Source organism: Bacillus sp. FJAT-29814 (assembly GCF_001510715.1).
GTDB lineage: Bacteria > Bacillota > Bacilli > Bacillales > Cytobacillaceae > Neobacillus.
In genome coordinates this window covers 82,197-96,384 of sequence record NZ_LMTJ01000011.1, presented here as the reverse complement: position 1 = coordinate 96,384, position 14,188 = coordinate 82,197, and the positions used below count along the sequence as shown (strand labels likewise).

The following is a 14,188-nucleotide window of genomic DNA, read 5'->3' as shown; positions in this document are numbered from 1 at the left end:
TTCCCATCCCGAACACGGAAGTTAAGCTTCTCAGCGCCGATGGTAGTTGGGGCGAAAGCCCCTGTGAGAGTAGGACGTTGCCAGGCTGTGTTTTTAAAACACTATATTCTTATTGTCGCGGGGTGGAGCAGTCTGGTAGCTCGTCGGGCTCATAACCCGAAGGTCGCAGGTTCAAATCCTGCCCCCGCAATTCGGTCTGGTAGTTCAGTTGGTTAGAATGCCTGCCTGTCACGCAGGAGGTCGCGGGTTCGAGTCCCGTCCAGACCGCCACTTTTATAGCATATAAATGAAGTTCGAAACACGGTTTCGGCTTTTTTTATGTTCATTTTTTAAATACATAGGAAATAAATAGCCTTAGGAGAGCTCCTAAGGTTTTTTTTGCAAATAATTAAGGTACAATGAGGATATAGATTGCTAAAAGGTGATGGCATGGATAAATTTAAATTAGTAACTTCCAATTCGGAAGAGACTGCGCAATTTGCTGAAAAATTGGGTGGGCAATTGCAGCCCGGGGATGTGATCGCCCTGGAGGGTGATTTAGGTGCGGGAAAAACCACTTTTACTAAGGGATTAGCTAAGGGTTTGGACATAAAGCGTACTGTCAATAGCCCGACATTTACGATTATAAAAGAATATCAGGGCCGGCTGCCCTTATACCATATGGATGTGTATCGTGTTGCTGATGCCATGGAGGATCTCGGCTTTGATGAATACTTTGAAGGCGATGGTGTAACAGTAGTGGAATGGGCCCATCTGATTAAGGAACAGCTGCCTACTGAACTGTTGACGATTTACTTATACCATGAACAAGAGGACCGACGAAAACTGGTTCTCGTGCCGAAGGGCAAACGTTACGAGGAATTATGTAAGGAGCTTTTTCAATGACGATATTATCAATCGATACTTCCAATTACACGTTGGGGGTAGCACTTTTAGAAGAGGATCAGGTACTTGGCGAGTATATAACAAACTTGAAAAAGAACCACTCCATCCGTATCATGCCGGCCATCCAAACCTTAATGAAGGATTGCGGCAAGGCACCTGCAGATTTGACTAAAATTGTCGTGGCAAAAGGTCCGGGCTCCTATACCGGTGTAAGGATTGGTGTGACTATTGCCAAAACCTTGGCATGGACCCTGAATATCCCGCTTGTCGGGATTTCCAGTTTAGAGATTTTAGCTGCTGGGCCAGGGCGGTATTTTTCCGGATATATTTCCCCAATATTTGATGCTCGCAGGGGACAAGTCTATACAGGGTTGTATCATTACAAGGATGGCAGCCTGGTAGCCGTAGAGCAGGATCAATTGGTCATGTTGGCGGATTGGGTTGAGAAATTAACTTCATCCAATGAACCCATTTTATTTATCGGGAATGATTTGCCGATTCATCGAGCAAAGATTGAAGAGGTACTGAAGGCCAAAGCGATGTTTGCAACGGTCACGGAACAAAATCCCCGTCCGGCTGAACTAGCCCTACTAGGCAAGGATATCCCGGGCGAGGATATCCATACATTTGTTCCGAATTACATTCGCCTGGCTGAGGCAGAGGCAAAATGGCTGGAGGCCAAGGGCAAAACTTTAAATGGATAAGGGTAGAGAGAAATGGAAGATTCGTTTGTTTTTCGGTATATGCGGGAAGAGGATCTGGACCAAATAATGGAGGTAGAACATGCCTCATTTACGGTCCCATGGAGTCGGGAAGCTTTTTACAATGAATTATATAACAATAAATTCGCGGTTTATCTTGTTCTTGAAACGGATAATCAGGTAATAGGGTATTGCGGGGTTTGGATTGTCATTGATGAGGCTCACGTGACAAATATTGCGGTTCTGCCTGAATATAGAGGCAAGAAGCTAGGAGAAGCGATGCTGCGCAAGCTGATGTCCATTGCGAGGGAGAGGGGCGCAAGGAGCATGACTCTGGAGGTTAGAGTGACAAATCATGTGGCCCAGTCTTTATACCGAAAACTAGGATTCCAAAATGGCGGGATTCGCAAAAACTATTACTCGGATAACCAGGAAGATGCATTAGTAATGTGGGTGAATTTATGAAAAAGGATCAATGGATTTTAGGAATTGAAACAAGCTGCGATGAAACAGCTGTTGCGATCATAAAAAATGGCCGTGAAATTGCGGCGAATGTGGTTGCCTCCCAGATTGAAAGTCATAAGCGCTTTGGCGGCGTAGTTCCGGAGATAGCTTCGCGCCACCACGTTGAGCAAATTACGATTGTCATGGAAGAGGCGTTAAATCAAGCGGGGATTACAATGGCTGAAGTAGATGCGATTGCGGTAACAGAAGGTCCCGGCTTGGTCGGTGCACTGTTAATCGGGGTAAATGCCGCCAAAGCGCTAGCTTTTGCCCATAACAAGCCGCTTGTCCCTGTTCATCATATCGCGGGGCATATTTATGCGAACCGGCTCGTGACCGAATTACAGTTTCCTTTATTGGCGCTGGTCGTTTCAGGCGGCCACACGGAACTGGTTTATATGAAAGAGCACGGCAGCTTTGAGGTAATTGGTGAAACCCGGGATGATGCGGCCGGTGAAGCATATGATAAGGTAGCGAGGACACTAAATATGCCCTATCCGGGCGGACCGCATATTGACCGCTTGGCTCACGAAGGCAGTCCGACGATTGATTTGCCACGGGCTTGGCTTGAGGAAGGCTCTTATGATTTCAGCTTCAGCGGATTAAAATCAGCCGTGATCAATACAGTCCACAATGCCGAGCAACGCGGTGAAACGATTGCTCCGGAGAATTTGGCGGCGAGCTTCCAAGCCAGTGTCATTGACGTGCTGGTAACGAAGACGCTTAATGCCGTGGCTGAATACGGTGTAAAGCAAGTGTTGGTAGCCGGAGGGGTTGCTGCCAATAAAGGGCTTAGAAATGCCCTTGAGGCTGCTTTTACAGGCAGGGACGTCGAGCTGGTCATTCCGCCGTTAAAATTGTGCACGGATAACGCGGCGATGATTGCCGCTGCCGGGAGTGTCATGTTTGAAAAAGGCATCCGGGCCGATTTGGCTCTAAATGCAAATCCGGGCCTGGATATTGAAATTTATAATTAGACCCTTTCCTTTAAGGAGAGGGTTTTTTAGTGGAAAAAACTAATCAAACGATTAATTAAAAAGTCCGGCGAACTAAATAAACGTTTGTATAGTATAGCCTAATACTAACCAAACGTTTGATTAAAGCGACCCAAAGCCAAGATAGGCTTAGATTCTTAAAAATAGTGCAAAACTAGCCAAACGATTGATTAGTAAAGCATATTCTTAATCAGACGTTTGATTGAAACGTTTTGTGGATACTTTTTTTAAAAAAAATCGTAAGAATGTGGATAAAACGCGTTTTAATGTTGATAGTGTGGATAAGTTCGGCTTTTTCTGTGGATAATGTGGAAAAGCGAAGGGAAGTCCTGAAATAATGGTATTTTAATTGTGGATAACCTTGTGGAAAACGTAGGCCTTTTGACCTTATTGAAAACAAGGATGTGTCGAAAATATGGCAATTGTAGATATCCTTTAAATTTTGTAGATATCCCTTCAAAATTGTAGATATATCCCTAGAATTGTAGATATCCATCCATAATTTGTAGATAAAATACAAACTCACCACATCTGAACAAAAAACCGAGCCTAAAGGCTCGGCGTTATTTATTATTCGGCTAATTCCGCCCATTCTTCCATCAATTCATCGAGTTCGGCCTTCGCTTTTTCGTTCTTCAGATTGATTTCCAATACCTTTTCGTGGTCCTGGAACACTTCCGGGTCACATAATTGTTGTTCGAAGCTTTCAATCTGCTCCTCAAGCTCAGTAATCCGCAGTTCAATCTCTTCCAATTTACGTTTTCGCTGGCGTTCGAGCTTTTTCGTCTCTTTATCCAGTTGATAACTGGATTTATCCACAGGCTCAAGTGCAGCCGTCTTCTTTTGGGCGGCGGCCAAGGCGAGCGCGGCTAATTCTTCCTGCTCGAGCTTTTTCTCAACATAATAGTCATAGTCCCCAAGATATTCGGTACTGCCCTGTGGACTCAACTCTAATACCTTGGTGGCAATCCTGTTAATAAAATACCGATCATGGGAGACGAACAAAAGGGTCCCTGGATAATCAATCAAAGCATTCTCTAAAATTTCCTTGCTATCAAGGTCAAGGTGGTTGGTCGGCTCGTCCAAAATTAAAACATTTGCCTTTTCCAGCATTAGTTTGGCGAGAGCCAGGCGAGCTTTTTCACCACCACTCAAGGATGACACTGTTTTTAAAACATCATCGCCGGAAAATAGGAAATTCCCCAGCACTGTTCGGATTTCCTTTTCCGGTTTAAGCGGGTACTCGTCCCATAGCTCGTTCAGTACCCGTTTATTCGAGGTCAAATTTGCCTGTTCCTGGTCGTAGTAGCCGATGGAGAGATTGGTTCCGTAAGCAATTGAACCTGCCAGGGGCGGCAATCGCTTAATGATGGTCTTTAACAGCGTTGATTTACCGATGCCATTTGGGCCGACAAGCGCAATGCTGTCGCCTTTAAAGACGCGGAAGGAGATCCCTTCAGACACCTTTTCACCATCATAACCGACCGCCAGTGAATCAACGGTCAACACATCGTTGCCGCTTTGGCGCTCAATTTCAAACGAGAAGCTAGCAGATTTTTCATCGCCGAGCGGCCTGTCGACGAGCTCCATTTTTTCGAGCTTCTTCCGCCGGCTTTGGGCCCGCTTTGTCGTCGTGGCCCTTGCTATATTCCTTTGAATAAAATCTTTAAGCGCCGCAATTTCTCCCTGCTGTTTTTCATATAGCTTCATGTCACGTTCATAATTGGCGGCTTTTAGCTCAAGATAAGAACTGTAGTTGCCGGGAAAACGTTGTATCTGCTTGCGCGAAATTTCATAAACCTCTGTAACTACCTTATCTAAAAAATAGCGATCGTGCGAGACGATTAAAATGGCTCCGTCATAGCCCTGCAAGTATTGTTCTAGCCAGGATAATGTCTCAATATCGAGATGGTTGGTCGGCTCGTCCAAAATTAAAATATTGGGCTTTGTTAATAGGAGTTTGCCCAGTGCCAAACGCGTTTTTTGTCCGCCGCTTAAACTGGAAATCATCGCATTATGGTCCCGGAAACTTAAACCATGCAGTACGGAGCGAATATCAGCTTCATATTGATAGCCACCCTGTTCTTTAAATTTCACTTGCAATTCGTCATATTCTTTTAATACCCGATCGTACTTTACCGAATCTTCAAAGATAGTGGGGTCCGCCATTTGCGCTTCAAGCCTGCGAAGTGATTTTTCCATATCCTGAAGGCCCGTAAAGACGGTCAGCATTTCTCCCCAAATGGACAAATTGGATTCAAGGCCGGTATTCTGTGCCAAATAACCAATTGTGACATCCTTTGGTTTGATGATCTCACCGCCATCATAGCCCAGTTCCCCAGCGATTATTTTTAACAGTGTAGATTTGCCCGCACCGTTCCGTCCGACAAGGGCAACACGGTCCCGGGTTTGTAATTCTAGCTTTATATTGGATAAAATAAGGTCAGCACCATAATATTTTTCAAGTTGGTTAACCTGCAATAAAATCATTTTTTGTCACCTCTATTACCTATGAATAGTGTACCGTATTCCTTGATGGTCGGCAATAAAGTGCGGTAAGCTTAATTTTTGTATATAAAAGTTCAAAGTTTCACAGACATTGGTGAAAAAATATTGTATCATTTGATGGGAGGCATGTAATGATGGCTGATTTTACGCATTTTAATGAAGAAGGCAGAGCTAAGATGGTTGACGTCAGCGACAAGCCGGAAACGGCACGCACGGCGATCGCCCGTTCCAGCATAACAGTAAGCAACGAAATTTATCAAAAAATAACGAATCATGAAATGAAAAAAGGCGATGTATTGGCGGTGGCCCAAGTGGCGGCAGTAATGGCGGCCAAAAAAACTTGGGACATTATTCCAATGTGCCATCCGATACCGTTGACAGGGGTAAATGTCCGCTTCTCTTGGGAAGAGGTTCAGCAGCAGTATATATTACATATAGAGGCATCGGTTAAAACAAAGGGCAGCACAGGTGTTGAAATGGAAGCGCTGACAGCAGCCTCGGTTTGCGCCTTAACCGTGTACGATATGTGCAAGGCCGTGGATAAGGGAATGGTGATTGGCCCAACTTATTTAATTGAAAAAACAGGCGGCAAAAACGGCGATTTTAAACGAGAAATGTAACGGGGTGTAGAAGTATGGCAAATGAAACAACGAAAATACCGCAGGCCACGGCAAAACGACTGCCTTTATATTACCGATTTTTGAAAAATCTCCACTCTTCCGGGAAGCAGAGGGTTTCCTCAGCGGAATTAAGTGAAGCAGTAAAGGTTGATTCTGCGACAATCCGCCGTGATTTTTCCTATTTTGGGGCCCTCGGAAAAAAAGGCTACGGGTATAATGTCAACTACTTGTTAAGCTTTTTCAGCAAGACGCTGGATCAGGACGAATTGACAAAGGTGGCGCTAATCGGGGTCGGTAATCTGGGGACTGCCTTTTTGCATTATAATTTTTTGAAAAATAATAATACGAAAATAGAATGCGCGTTTGATGTCGATCCGGGGAAAATTGGCACTTCCATCGGCGATGTCCCGATTTATGCGCTGAATGATTTGGAGGAGCGTTTGCTGGCGGATAATATATCGGTGGTCATCCTTACGGTTCCCGCTCCCGTTGCCCAAATGATTACGGACCAAATTGTCAAAGCCAATGTAAAAGGGATATTAAATTTCACGCCGGCAAGGTTAAATGTACCGCCCGGCATTCGTGTCCATCATATTGACTTGGCCGTTGAACTGCAATCGCTGGTCTACTTCTTAAAGCATTATCCAAATGATGAAGAGATAGAAGAATAATCGGTTTAGGGGCGTTTCACAAATTAAGTGAAACGCCCATTTTGTTATTATAACTATACAAAATGGAGAGAGGGCGATAAAATAGTATATAAATCCAATATGAAAGGTTGGAATTAAATTGACTTTGGGGAATTCTGTTCGTTCTATCCCGCGGCCACTTGTTAAGGCGAACCAATGGACGATTGTTTTAAGTGTGATTCTAACATGGCTAACAGGTCAAGAATGGATATTGTTAGTGCCATTGTTGGCCGGTCTATCTGGTTTGATATTTGGATTTAATCCGGTTATGCAATTGGCAAAAATATTTTTAAAAAAAGACCCTAAAGCATATATTCCTGAAGACTGGGAGCAGCAGCAGTTTAATCAAAAAATTGCCGTTACCTGTCTTGCGGTCGGTTTTACCGGCTTTTTACTCGACTGGAATGGAATTGGCTATGTGTTTACGATTATGGTAGCGGCAGCAGCATTTATAGCGATTCTTGGTTTTTGCATCGGCTGTTTTATTCACTATCAATGGAAACAATATCGCTTTCGAAGGGCACACAGATAATCGTAATAGGTCTGACACAGTCAGGCCTTTTTATATTTTTAGGATTTGTTTGACGCTTACAATATTTACCTTTACAATATTACTGAAAATTAAGAATCTTTGGAAGGTGTGACAATAATGAACATAGCTTCTCAGGATACTGAACTCAGAGGGAAAAATACGTATAGCTTTGATGAGTTTCTTCAAAAGCGGGACAGTCTCGACTGGTATCGCGATGAGCCGTTTTTGCAAAAAGCTGCACAACATTTTATCGGAGACCAGTTTGGGGAAATTAGCAAAATGCTGCAAGATTTCGCACCTGTGGTATCGTCCAAATGGAATAGGCTGGCGGAGCGGATTGCCCGACCTGAGGTCCGTCCATACATGCTCCATTATGATGCCTTCAATCATCGTATTGACAGGATCGTCCGGCCCCAGGAGGTTCACCAGCTTGAATCAGAGATTTTTGGCGAAGGTCTATTCTCCAGCAAAATGCCAGCTTGGGAAAGCTTTGTGAAAAGAATGCTGATTCATCAATTGGGCGAAGCCGGAGTTACCTGCCCCTTGACCTGTACGCATGGCTTGGTGGCGCTATTGGACCAGTTTCCAGACGAAGCTTATCCGGAGCTTTATGATGTTTTAATGCATACAAAGGAGGGCGTGAACGGTGAGTTTGCGATTGGCGCCCAGTATATGAGTGAAATTCAGGGCGGCTCGGATTTGCCGGCCAATGTTTTAGAAGCTATTCCCGACGGCCAGCATTATCGATTATATGGAAACAAGTTCTTCTGCTCTGCGGCACATGCCGATTATTCGGTTGTTACGGCAAAAATTTCTGGAACTGACAAAGTATCTACGTTTGTGGTCCCAGCTTGGCTCCCTGGCGATAAGGAGAAAGAAAAACGAAACGGATATGAAATTAACCGAATTAAATGGAAGATGGGGACTTCTGAGCTGCCAACCGCAGAAATTCAATACAAAGGGGCGATTGCCTATCCAATTGGTCCAAAGGATAGGGGAATCGCTGTTGCGGTTGGAATCGTGTTGACTTTATCGCGGCTGGAAATCGGCATTGCCTGTGCCGGGTTTATGCTCCGTGCTTCCCGTGAGGCCAATCTGTACGCCGATTTCCGGTCGGTGTTTGGAAAAAAGGTAAAGGACTACCCGTTATCCGCCAGCAAACTGAAGAAAATTGAAAATGCTGCACAGCGGACCACGGCTGGCGCTTTTAAGATTTATGATATGTTTCTGCAATTGGAGAAGCCACTTAATCCGGGAATAAAGGCGGATCAGCCGCTGGAAATCAGGAAAAAGCTGTTTATGTTGCGTGAGCTTGTCCTGCTGCAAAAAATTTGCGCCACTAATGAGGGGGCTGAGGTATTGCGTGACGCCATTTCCGTGTTTGCCGGTCACGGGGTGATGGAGGAGTTTTCTTCGTTGCCGCGGATTTTCCGGGATGTCGTAGTGAACGAGCAATGGGAAGGTCCGCGTAATCTGCTGCTGACGCAAATCTACCGCGATTTAGGCCGGGTAGCCGAGTGGTACCCGCCTGGGGAATTTGTGGCGGATGTGCTTGAGGGTGCAGAGACCGCTATTATGCAGCGATTCACTGCGCAGTTGGAGGACCTCCTGCAGAGACCTGTGTTGGGAGAAGTCAGCGATGCTTCACTTGAAGCCGCAGCCGAATGGGATACGTTTTGTGATGAGTTTTTTAAGGCGTATCAGGAAGTGGCACTAAAAGAAATTGGGTAAGGTTTTATTGACGACAGGATGGGTGGAAATTATGAGGAAAGTATCGTCAATAAGGCCTCTTGGCGACAGAGTTGGTGGAAATTATGAGGAAAGTGTCGTCAATAAGGCCTCTTGGCGACAGATTTGGCGGAAAACCAGAGGAAAGTGTCGTCAATAAGGCCTCTTGACGACAGTTTTAGTGGAAAACCAAAGGAAAGTGTCGTCAATAAGGTCTCTTGGCAACAGTTTTGGTGGAAATCCAAACGGAAATGTCGCCAATCGCCCCAAAAATAAAAGGAAAATCCCTATCTTCATACGAAGAGGGATTTTCCTTTTATTTTTTCAACTGATCTTTATATTTAAAATGAAACACAAGCATTTTTAGCCCCGAGCCGAAGTCAAACGTGGCCAAGATGACGAGCAGGTAACTGAAGAAGCCCCAGCCATTATTTTGAACATCGTCAATGGCAAACCAGGTGAACAACGCGCCCAATAAAAAATAAATCAAACCGGAAATCAAGGGTGAACGTTTCATAAGAAGAATCCTCCGATAAAGTTTTGAATCGCTTCAGCCTCACGCATCAGCCGCTCGATATCATCCTTGTAAACGGACTGGACCAAAACGACCATCGTATTCATAGCCACATGGGCAAAGATCGGGACGATAATCCGCTTTGTTTTTACATAAAGAAACGCAAACGTAAAGCCCATTCCTGAATAAATGAGGATATGTGCAGGATCCATATGCACGAGCGCAAAGATGAGTGAACTGATCAATGCTGAAATAAAGAAATTAAAGCGTTTGTATAGCGCGCCAAAAATGATTTTTCGAAATACGATTTCTTCCAAAATCGGCCCGACAATACTGGTAACCAGAATCGCCAGTGGGAACGTTTCGATAATGGAAAGAATCTGCTCCGTATTCTCAGAGCCCATTTTAATGCCAAGCATACTCTCAATGATGGCTGCGAGATACTGGGCGAACAACGCCATAAAGAATCCGAGGATGCTCCACTTTATCAAAAAGCCGGCAGAGTTTCCCCGTTCGTTTAATCCAGTGGCACCCATTTCCTTTCTTAAAATAAACAGAATAATGATGAGTGCAACCGTAAAGCTAAAAATTAGCCAAATTGGTACAGCCAATCCCACGTCTTTTCCTAGGAACCCAAACACAAACATCAACACCGGAATTCCAGCAATGCCGGAAAGCTGCATGGCGATGTAGACAATTAAGATAATCCAAAATTCTCTTTTCAAATAGTTTGTCTCCTTTATGTTCTTTTTAAAAAGGACAGAGATTCATATCCTTCATTGTACCGTTAAAATCCCACAAGTTTCAATTTTGAGGGACTTTGGACAAAAATGATGAATAGAAAACGAAAACAATCACATACTTTATAAGGTGGAAAAAAGCGGTAACTTTTTTTAATAATTTTTATGCATGATACTTGCAAAAGATTTTTAGATTCATTATTATAATAATTGTGTTAGCACTCATTGAGAGTGAGTGCTAATAATAAACATAACCACATATATTTGAGGAGGTTGTTTATAGTGTTAAGACCATTAGGTGATCGCATCATCATCGAACTAGTTGAATCAGAAGAGAAAACTGCAAGCGGTATCGTGTTGCCGGATACAGCAAAGGAAAAGCCTCAGGAAGGAAAAGTTGTAGCCGTAGGTACTGGCCGCGTGCTTGACAATGGTGAGCGCATAGCTGTAGAAGTTTCTGTAGGCGATCGCATTATCTTCTCAAAATACTCTGGTACTGAAGTGAAATACCAAGGTACTGAATACTTAATTTTACGTGAAAACGACATCCTTGCTATCGTTGGCGAATAACTAGAAAAAAGAATAACGTCTGTTCGGGACGCTGAAAACAGAAATGTTGTCTAAGTTCATAAAATAAAAGTTCTAATTTTACGAGGAGGTTTTTTAACAATGGCTAAAGAGATTAAGTTTAGTGAAGACGCTCGCCGCGCGATGCTTCGCGGTGTTGATACCCTTGCTGATGCAGTTAAAGTTACTCTTGGACCTAAAGGACGCAACGTGGTTCTTGAGAAGAAATTCGGTTCACCGCTTATCACGAATGATGGTGTAACGATTGCAAAAGAAATCGAACTGGAAGATGCATTCGAAAACATGGGTGCAAAGCTTGTTGCTGAAGTAGCAAGCAAAACAAACGATGTAGCCGGTGACGGTACTACAACTGCAACTGTTCTTGCTCAAGCGATGATTCGCGAAGGCTTAAAGAACGTAACTGCAGGCGCTAACCCAATGGGTATCCGCAAAGGGATTGAAAAAGCAGTTGCTTCAGCTGTAACGGAATTAAAGGCTATTTCAAAGCCAATCGAAGGAAAAGAGTCAATTGCACAAGTTGCTGCAATTTCTTCCGATGACAAAGAAGTTGGCCAATTAATTGCTGAAGCAATGGAGCGCGTTGGCAACGACGGCGTTATCACAATCGAAGAGTCAAAAGGCTTCACTACTGAGCTAGACGTAGTAGAAGGTATGCAATTTGACCGCGGCTACGTATCGGCTTACATGGTAACAAACACTGAAAAAATGGAAGCCGTTTTAGAGAACCCATATATCTTAATTACTGATAAGAAAATCTCCAGCATTCAAGAAATTCTTCCTGTTCTTGAGCAAGTGGTTCAGCAAGGCAAGCCACTATTATTGATTGCTGAAGACATCGAAGGTGAAGCATTATCTACATTAGTAGTGAACAAGCTTCGCGGAACATTCAATGCAGTAGCTGTTAAAGCTCCTGGCTTTGGTGACCGTCGTAAGGCAATGCTTGAAGATATCGCAACTTTAACTGGCGGTGAAGTGATCACTGAAGAGCTTGGCCGTGACCTTAAATCGGCAACAATCGCCTCTTTAGGCCGCGCTGCCAAGATCGTTGTAACAAAAGAAAATACAACAATCGTTGAAGGTGCTGGTTCTACTGAAGATATCCAAGCGCGCGTAAACCAAATCCGTGTTCAATTAGAAGAAACCACTTCTGAATTTGACCGTGAAAAACTGCAAGAGCGCTTGGCTAAATTAGCTGGTGGCGTAGCAGTAATCAAAGTTGGTGCTGCAACTGAAACAGAATTAAAAGAGCGCAAGCTTCGTATTGAAGACGCGTTAAATGCTACTCGTGCAGCTGTTGAAGAAGGAATCGTATCCGGTGGTGGTGTTGCCCTTCTTAACGTATACAGCAAAGTGGCTGAGCTTCAAGCTGATGGCGACGAGCAAACAGGTGTCAATATCGTGCTACGTGCGATGGAAGAGCCAGTTCGCACAATCGCTACAAACGCTGGCCTTGAAGGCTCCGTTATCGTTGAGCGCTTAAAGCATGAAGAAGTTGGCGTTGGCTTCAATGCAGCTACTGGCCAATGGGTAAACATGGTTGATGCCGGTATCGTTGACCCAACTAAAGTGACTCGTTCTGCCCTTCAAAACGCAGCTTCTGTTGCGGCTATGTTCTTAACAACTGAAGCAGTTGTTGCTGACAAGCCAGAACCTGCTGGCCCTGCAATGCCTGACATGGGCGGCATGGGCGGAATGGGCGGCATGATGTAATAACGCCCTCAAACCCTTGATATGACTGGGTTTTGGAGTAAGATGAGAGTGGAATGCTAACATTTTGCTAACATTGAGGAAATTAACGGAGGCTTCTCATGAGTTCAGCGAACTTTTGAGAGGCTTCTTTTTTCATTTCTTGGGTTACATGGAGATACACATTTTTTGTGATTTGGTCATCGGTATGACCAAGACGGTCCATAATTTGTTCAAGTGAAACACGGGCTTCCGCAAGAAGCGACGTATGCGTGTGTCTTAGACTATGCGGTGTTAAATCCTCATTTAAACCTGCGATAGCAAGAAGTCTTTTCATTCGATCTCGTACGTTTTTAATCACAATAGGATAACCAAATTGCCGTTCCATTTTGGCAAAGATAAAGTCTTTGTTATGGTAAGCATCCCCTAACCGCTTGATGACTTCATCTTGAACCTTTTTATGTTCCTTCAAAACGTTAATCACCTCTTCATCCACAATAATTTTTCTTCGTGATTTTCTCGTCTTCGGTGTGACTAGTTGATATTCCAAGGCATTATTATTTGGATTGTAATACGTTTTGGTAATGCTTATCGTGTGATTGATGAAGTCAATATCTTTCCATTTTAGAGCAACTAACTCTCCAACTCGGATTCCCGTATAGGCTAGAATCAAAAACACCAAGTAATCATGTTCAAGTCCATGACTTTTAGCTGTTTCTAAAAACAAGGCAAGTTCTTCTTTTTCAAGATACTTTGGGATTTCTTCTTCTTCCAATTGTTCAACTGTTTTCTTATCGATTTTTACATAAGCAGCACGCTATCTTGTTATTCAGAGCTGGTGTTTCTTGCGAACTTATTAAGGTCCGGTTAGGTAATAAGAGATTGGAGACAATACTAAACAGATTTTATCCAAATAGTTCTTAATGGCGACACAAATTTAAAAGGTAAATAGCATAGCATTCCTGAAAGGAGCTCAACTACAAGTTAATTGAGCTCCTTTTTTGATTGTAAAAGAAATAAATAACGATTTTATATTTAGTTTTATCACTGGTGCGTAAATTAAAATATAATTTAAAAATAAATTTCACTGGAGTGTTGACAATTCATTGCTTAAGTGATTTAATGTAAATATAGATAAAACGCGCCAATGGATTTAAATAATAATTATTAAAAGGAGGTAGTCGCGTCAATGGGTGAACAAAGGTATTGGAGGGTGGTATGTCGGTATGGTCATGTAGGGAAGAAGAAAGAGGTTAGTGTTCCACGTTATCTTCAAACAGATTGCAATTGTGTGTTAATGGATGTACTGGAGATAGTGGCAGAAATGCCAGGTGTAAAAAAGAGCAATACTATTTTATATAGTATTGCCGACGCTAAGGCTATTGATAAGATAGAATATGAACGCGGCAAAGAGGAAGAAAAAGAAAACTTTTACTTGCAAAGGTTAATGAAATTTAATGAGAAAACAGGAGCAATTAGTGCTTAGTTGAAGAGGAGT

Annotated in this window: 15 protein-coding genes, 2 tRNA genes and 1 rRNA gene; 14 read left to right on the top strand and 4 right to left on the bottom strand. The window is 43.4% G+C overall.

What is annotated here, in order from left to right:
* From rrf to tsaD, 7 genes are all read left to right on the top strand, one after another.
* Window positions 1-86: ribosomal RNA gene (gene rrf, locus AR334_RS25250) — 5S ribosomal RNA — on the top strand; the annotation flags it as partial.
* A gap of 30 nt (window positions 87-116) precedes the next feature.
* Window positions 117-190 (top strand) — tRNA-Met (locus tag AR334_RS25245).
* Window positions 191-193: 3 nt separating this feature from the next.
* Window positions 194-270, top strand: a tRNA-Asp gene (locus tag AR334_RS25240).
* Between the two features lie 159 nt (window positions 271-429).
* Window positions 430-885, top strand: coding sequence for a tRNA (adenosine(37)-N6)-threonylcarbamoyltransferase complex ATPase subunit type 1 TsaE (gene tsaE, locus AR334_RS25235; protein ID WP_066320606.1), 456 nt, complete (start codon window positions 430-432; stop codon window positions 883-885).
* On the top strand, window positions 882-1,589 hold the full coding sequence (gene tsaB, locus AR334_RS25230) for a tRNA (adenosine(37)-N6)-threonylcarbamoyltransferase complex dimerization subunit type 1 TsaB (protein ID WP_066320590.1): 708 nt from the start codon (window positions 882-884) through the stop codon (window positions 1,587-1,589). Before tsaE ends, tsaB begins: the two co-directional genes overlap by 4 nt.
* A gap of 12 nt (window positions 1,590-1,601) precedes the next feature.
* Window positions 1,602-2,051, top strand: a complete 450-nt coding sequence (gene rimI, locus AR334_RS25225; RefSeq protein ID WP_066320585.1) for a ribosomal protein S18-alanine N-acetyltransferase — start codon at window positions 1,602-1,604, stop codon at window positions 2,049-2,051.
* On the top strand, window positions 2,048-3,067 hold the full coding sequence (gene tsaD / locus AR334_RS25220) for a tRNA (adenosine(37)-N6)-threonylcarbamoyltransferase complex transferase subunit TsaD (protein WP_066320582.1): 1,020 nt from the start codon (window positions 2,048-2,050) through the stop codon (window positions 3,065-3,067). The genes rimI and tsaD overlap by 4 nt, the downstream gene beginning before the upstream one ends.
* A 588-nt stretch (window positions 3,068-3,655) precedes the next feature.
* Here the strand turns inward: tsaD and AR334_RS25215 are convergent.
* Window positions 3,656-5,575 carry an ABC-F family ATP-binding cassette domain-containing protein gene (locus AR334_RS25215; protein WP_066320578.1) on the bottom strand — a complete coding sequence of 640 codons (1,920 nt, stop codon included), beginning with the start codon at window positions 5,573-5,575 and terminating at the stop codon, window positions 3,656-3,658.
* Between the two features lie 152 nt (window positions 5,576-5,727).
* Between AR334_RS25215 and moaC the strand changes: the two genes are divergently transcribed.
* From moaC to AR334_RS25195, 4 genes are all read left to right on the top strand, one after another.
* On the top strand, window positions 5,728-6,213 hold the full coding sequence (gene moaC, locus AR334_RS25210; protein ID WP_066320601.1) for a cyclic pyranopterin monophosphate synthase MoaC: 486 nt from the start codon (window positions 5,728-5,730) through the stop codon (window positions 6,211-6,213).
* Window positions 6,214-6,227: 14 nt separating this feature from the next.
* A complete protein-coding gene (locus AR334_RS25205) occupies window positions 6,228-6,884 on the top strand; it encodes a redox-sensing transcriptional repressor Rex (protein WP_066320577.1) in 657 nt (218 codons plus the stop codon).
* 118 nt (window positions 6,885-7,002) lie between these two features.
* Window positions 7,003-7,434 (top strand): DUF4395 domain-containing protein, encoded by a 432-nt coding sequence (locus AR334_RS25200; RefSeq protein ID WP_066320576.1) that lies wholly within the window; start codon window positions 7,003-7,005, stop codon window positions 7,432-7,434.
* Window positions 7,435-7,551: 117 nt separating this feature from the next.
* Complete coding sequence (locus AR334_RS25195; protein WP_066320575.1) at window positions 7,552-9,165, top strand: acyl-CoA dehydrogenase family protein; 1,614 nt, start codon at window positions 7,552-7,554, stop codon at window positions 9,163-9,165.
* 313 nt (window positions 9,166-9,478) lie between these two features.
* Here the strand turns inward: AR334_RS25195 and AR334_RS25190 are convergent, their stop codons facing one another.
* A complete protein-coding gene (locus AR334_RS25190; protein ID WP_066320573.1) occupies window positions 9,479-9,679 on the bottom strand; it encodes a YdiK family protein in 201 nt (66 codons plus the stop codon).
* Window positions 9,676-10,401: a CPBP family intramembrane glutamic endopeptidase gene (locus AR334_RS25185; protein WP_066320571.1), complete on the bottom strand. Its 726-nt coding sequence runs from the start codon at window positions 10,399-10,401 to the stop codon at window positions 9,676-9,678. The genes AR334_RS25190 and AR334_RS25185 overlap by 4 nt, the downstream gene beginning before the upstream one ends.
* A 297-nt stretch (window positions 10,402-10,698) precedes the next feature.
* On the opposite strand from AR334_RS25185, the gene groES reads away from it, so the two are divergent.
* Window positions 10,699-10,986, top strand: a complete 288-nt coding sequence (groES, locus tag AR334_RS25180; protein WP_066320566.1) for a co-chaperone GroES — start codon at window positions 10,699-10,701, stop codon at window positions 10,984-10,986.
* Window positions 10,987-11,085: 99 nt separating this feature from the next.
* Window positions 11,086-12,714 (top strand): chaperonin GroEL, encoded by a 1,629-nt coding sequence (gene groL, locus AR334_RS25175; RefSeq protein ID WP_066320564.1) that lies wholly within the window; start codon window positions 11,086-11,088, stop codon window positions 12,712-12,714.
* Between the two features lie 82 nt (window positions 12,715-12,796).
* Here the strand turns inward: groL and AR334_RS25170 are convergent, their stop codons facing one another.
* Window positions 12,797-13,465, bottom strand: a complete 669-nt coding sequence (locus tag AR334_RS25170) for a site-specific integrase (RefSeq protein WP_253701365.1) — start codon at window positions 13,463-13,465, stop codon at window positions 12,797-12,799.
* Window positions 13,466-13,879: 414 nt separating this feature from the next.
* On the opposite strand from AR334_RS25170, the gene AR334_RS25165 reads away from it, so the two are divergent.
* A complete protein-coding gene (locus tag AR334_RS25165; RefSeq protein ID WP_066320563.1) occupies window positions 13,880-14,176 on the top strand; it encodes a hypothetical protein in 297 nt (98 codons plus the stop codon).
* The last annotated feature ends 12 nt before the right edge of the window (window positions 14,177-14,188 follow it).

Coding starts and splice junctions, on each gene's coding strand:
- groL (WP_066320564.1), top strand. CDS start 11,086: ATGGCTAAAGAGATTAAGTTTAGTGAAGACGCTCGCCGCGCGATGCTT.
- moaC (WP_066320601.1), top strand. CDS start 5,728: ATGGCTGATTTTACGCATTTTAATGAAGAAGGCAGAGCTAAGATGGTT.
- tsaE (WP_066320606.1), top strand. CDS start 430: ATGGATAAATTTAAATTAGTAACTTCCAATTCGGAAGAGACTGCGCAA.
- AR334_RS25205 (WP_066320577.1), top strand. CDS start 6,228: ATGGCAAATGAAACAACGAAAATACCGCAGGCCACGGCAAAACGACTG.
- AR334_RS25215 (WP_066320578.1), bottom strand. CDS start 5,575: ATGATTTTATTGCAGGTTAACCAACTTGAAAAATATTATGGTGCTGAC.
- AR334_RS25195 (WP_066320575.1), top strand. CDS start 7,552: ATGAACATAGCTTCTCAGGATACTGAACTCAGAGGGAAAAATACGTAT.
- AR334_RS25165 (WP_066320563.1), top strand. CDS start 13,880: ATGGGTGAACAAAGGTATTGGAGGGTGGTATGTCGGTATGGTCATGTA.
- AR334_RS25190 (WP_066320573.1), bottom strand. CDS start 9,679: ATGAAACGTTCACCCTTGATTTCCGGTTTGATTTATTTTTTATTGGGC.
- tsaD (WP_066320582.1), top strand. CDS start 2,048: ATGAAAAAGGATCAATGGATTTTAGGAATTGAAACAAGCTGCGATGAA.
- rimI (WP_066320585.1), top strand. CDS start 1,602: ATGGAAGATTCGTTTGTTTTTCGGTATATGCGGGAAGAGGATCTGGAC.
- tsaB (WP_066320590.1), top strand. CDS start 882: ATGACGATATTATCAATCGATACTTCCAATTACACGTTGGGGGTAGCA.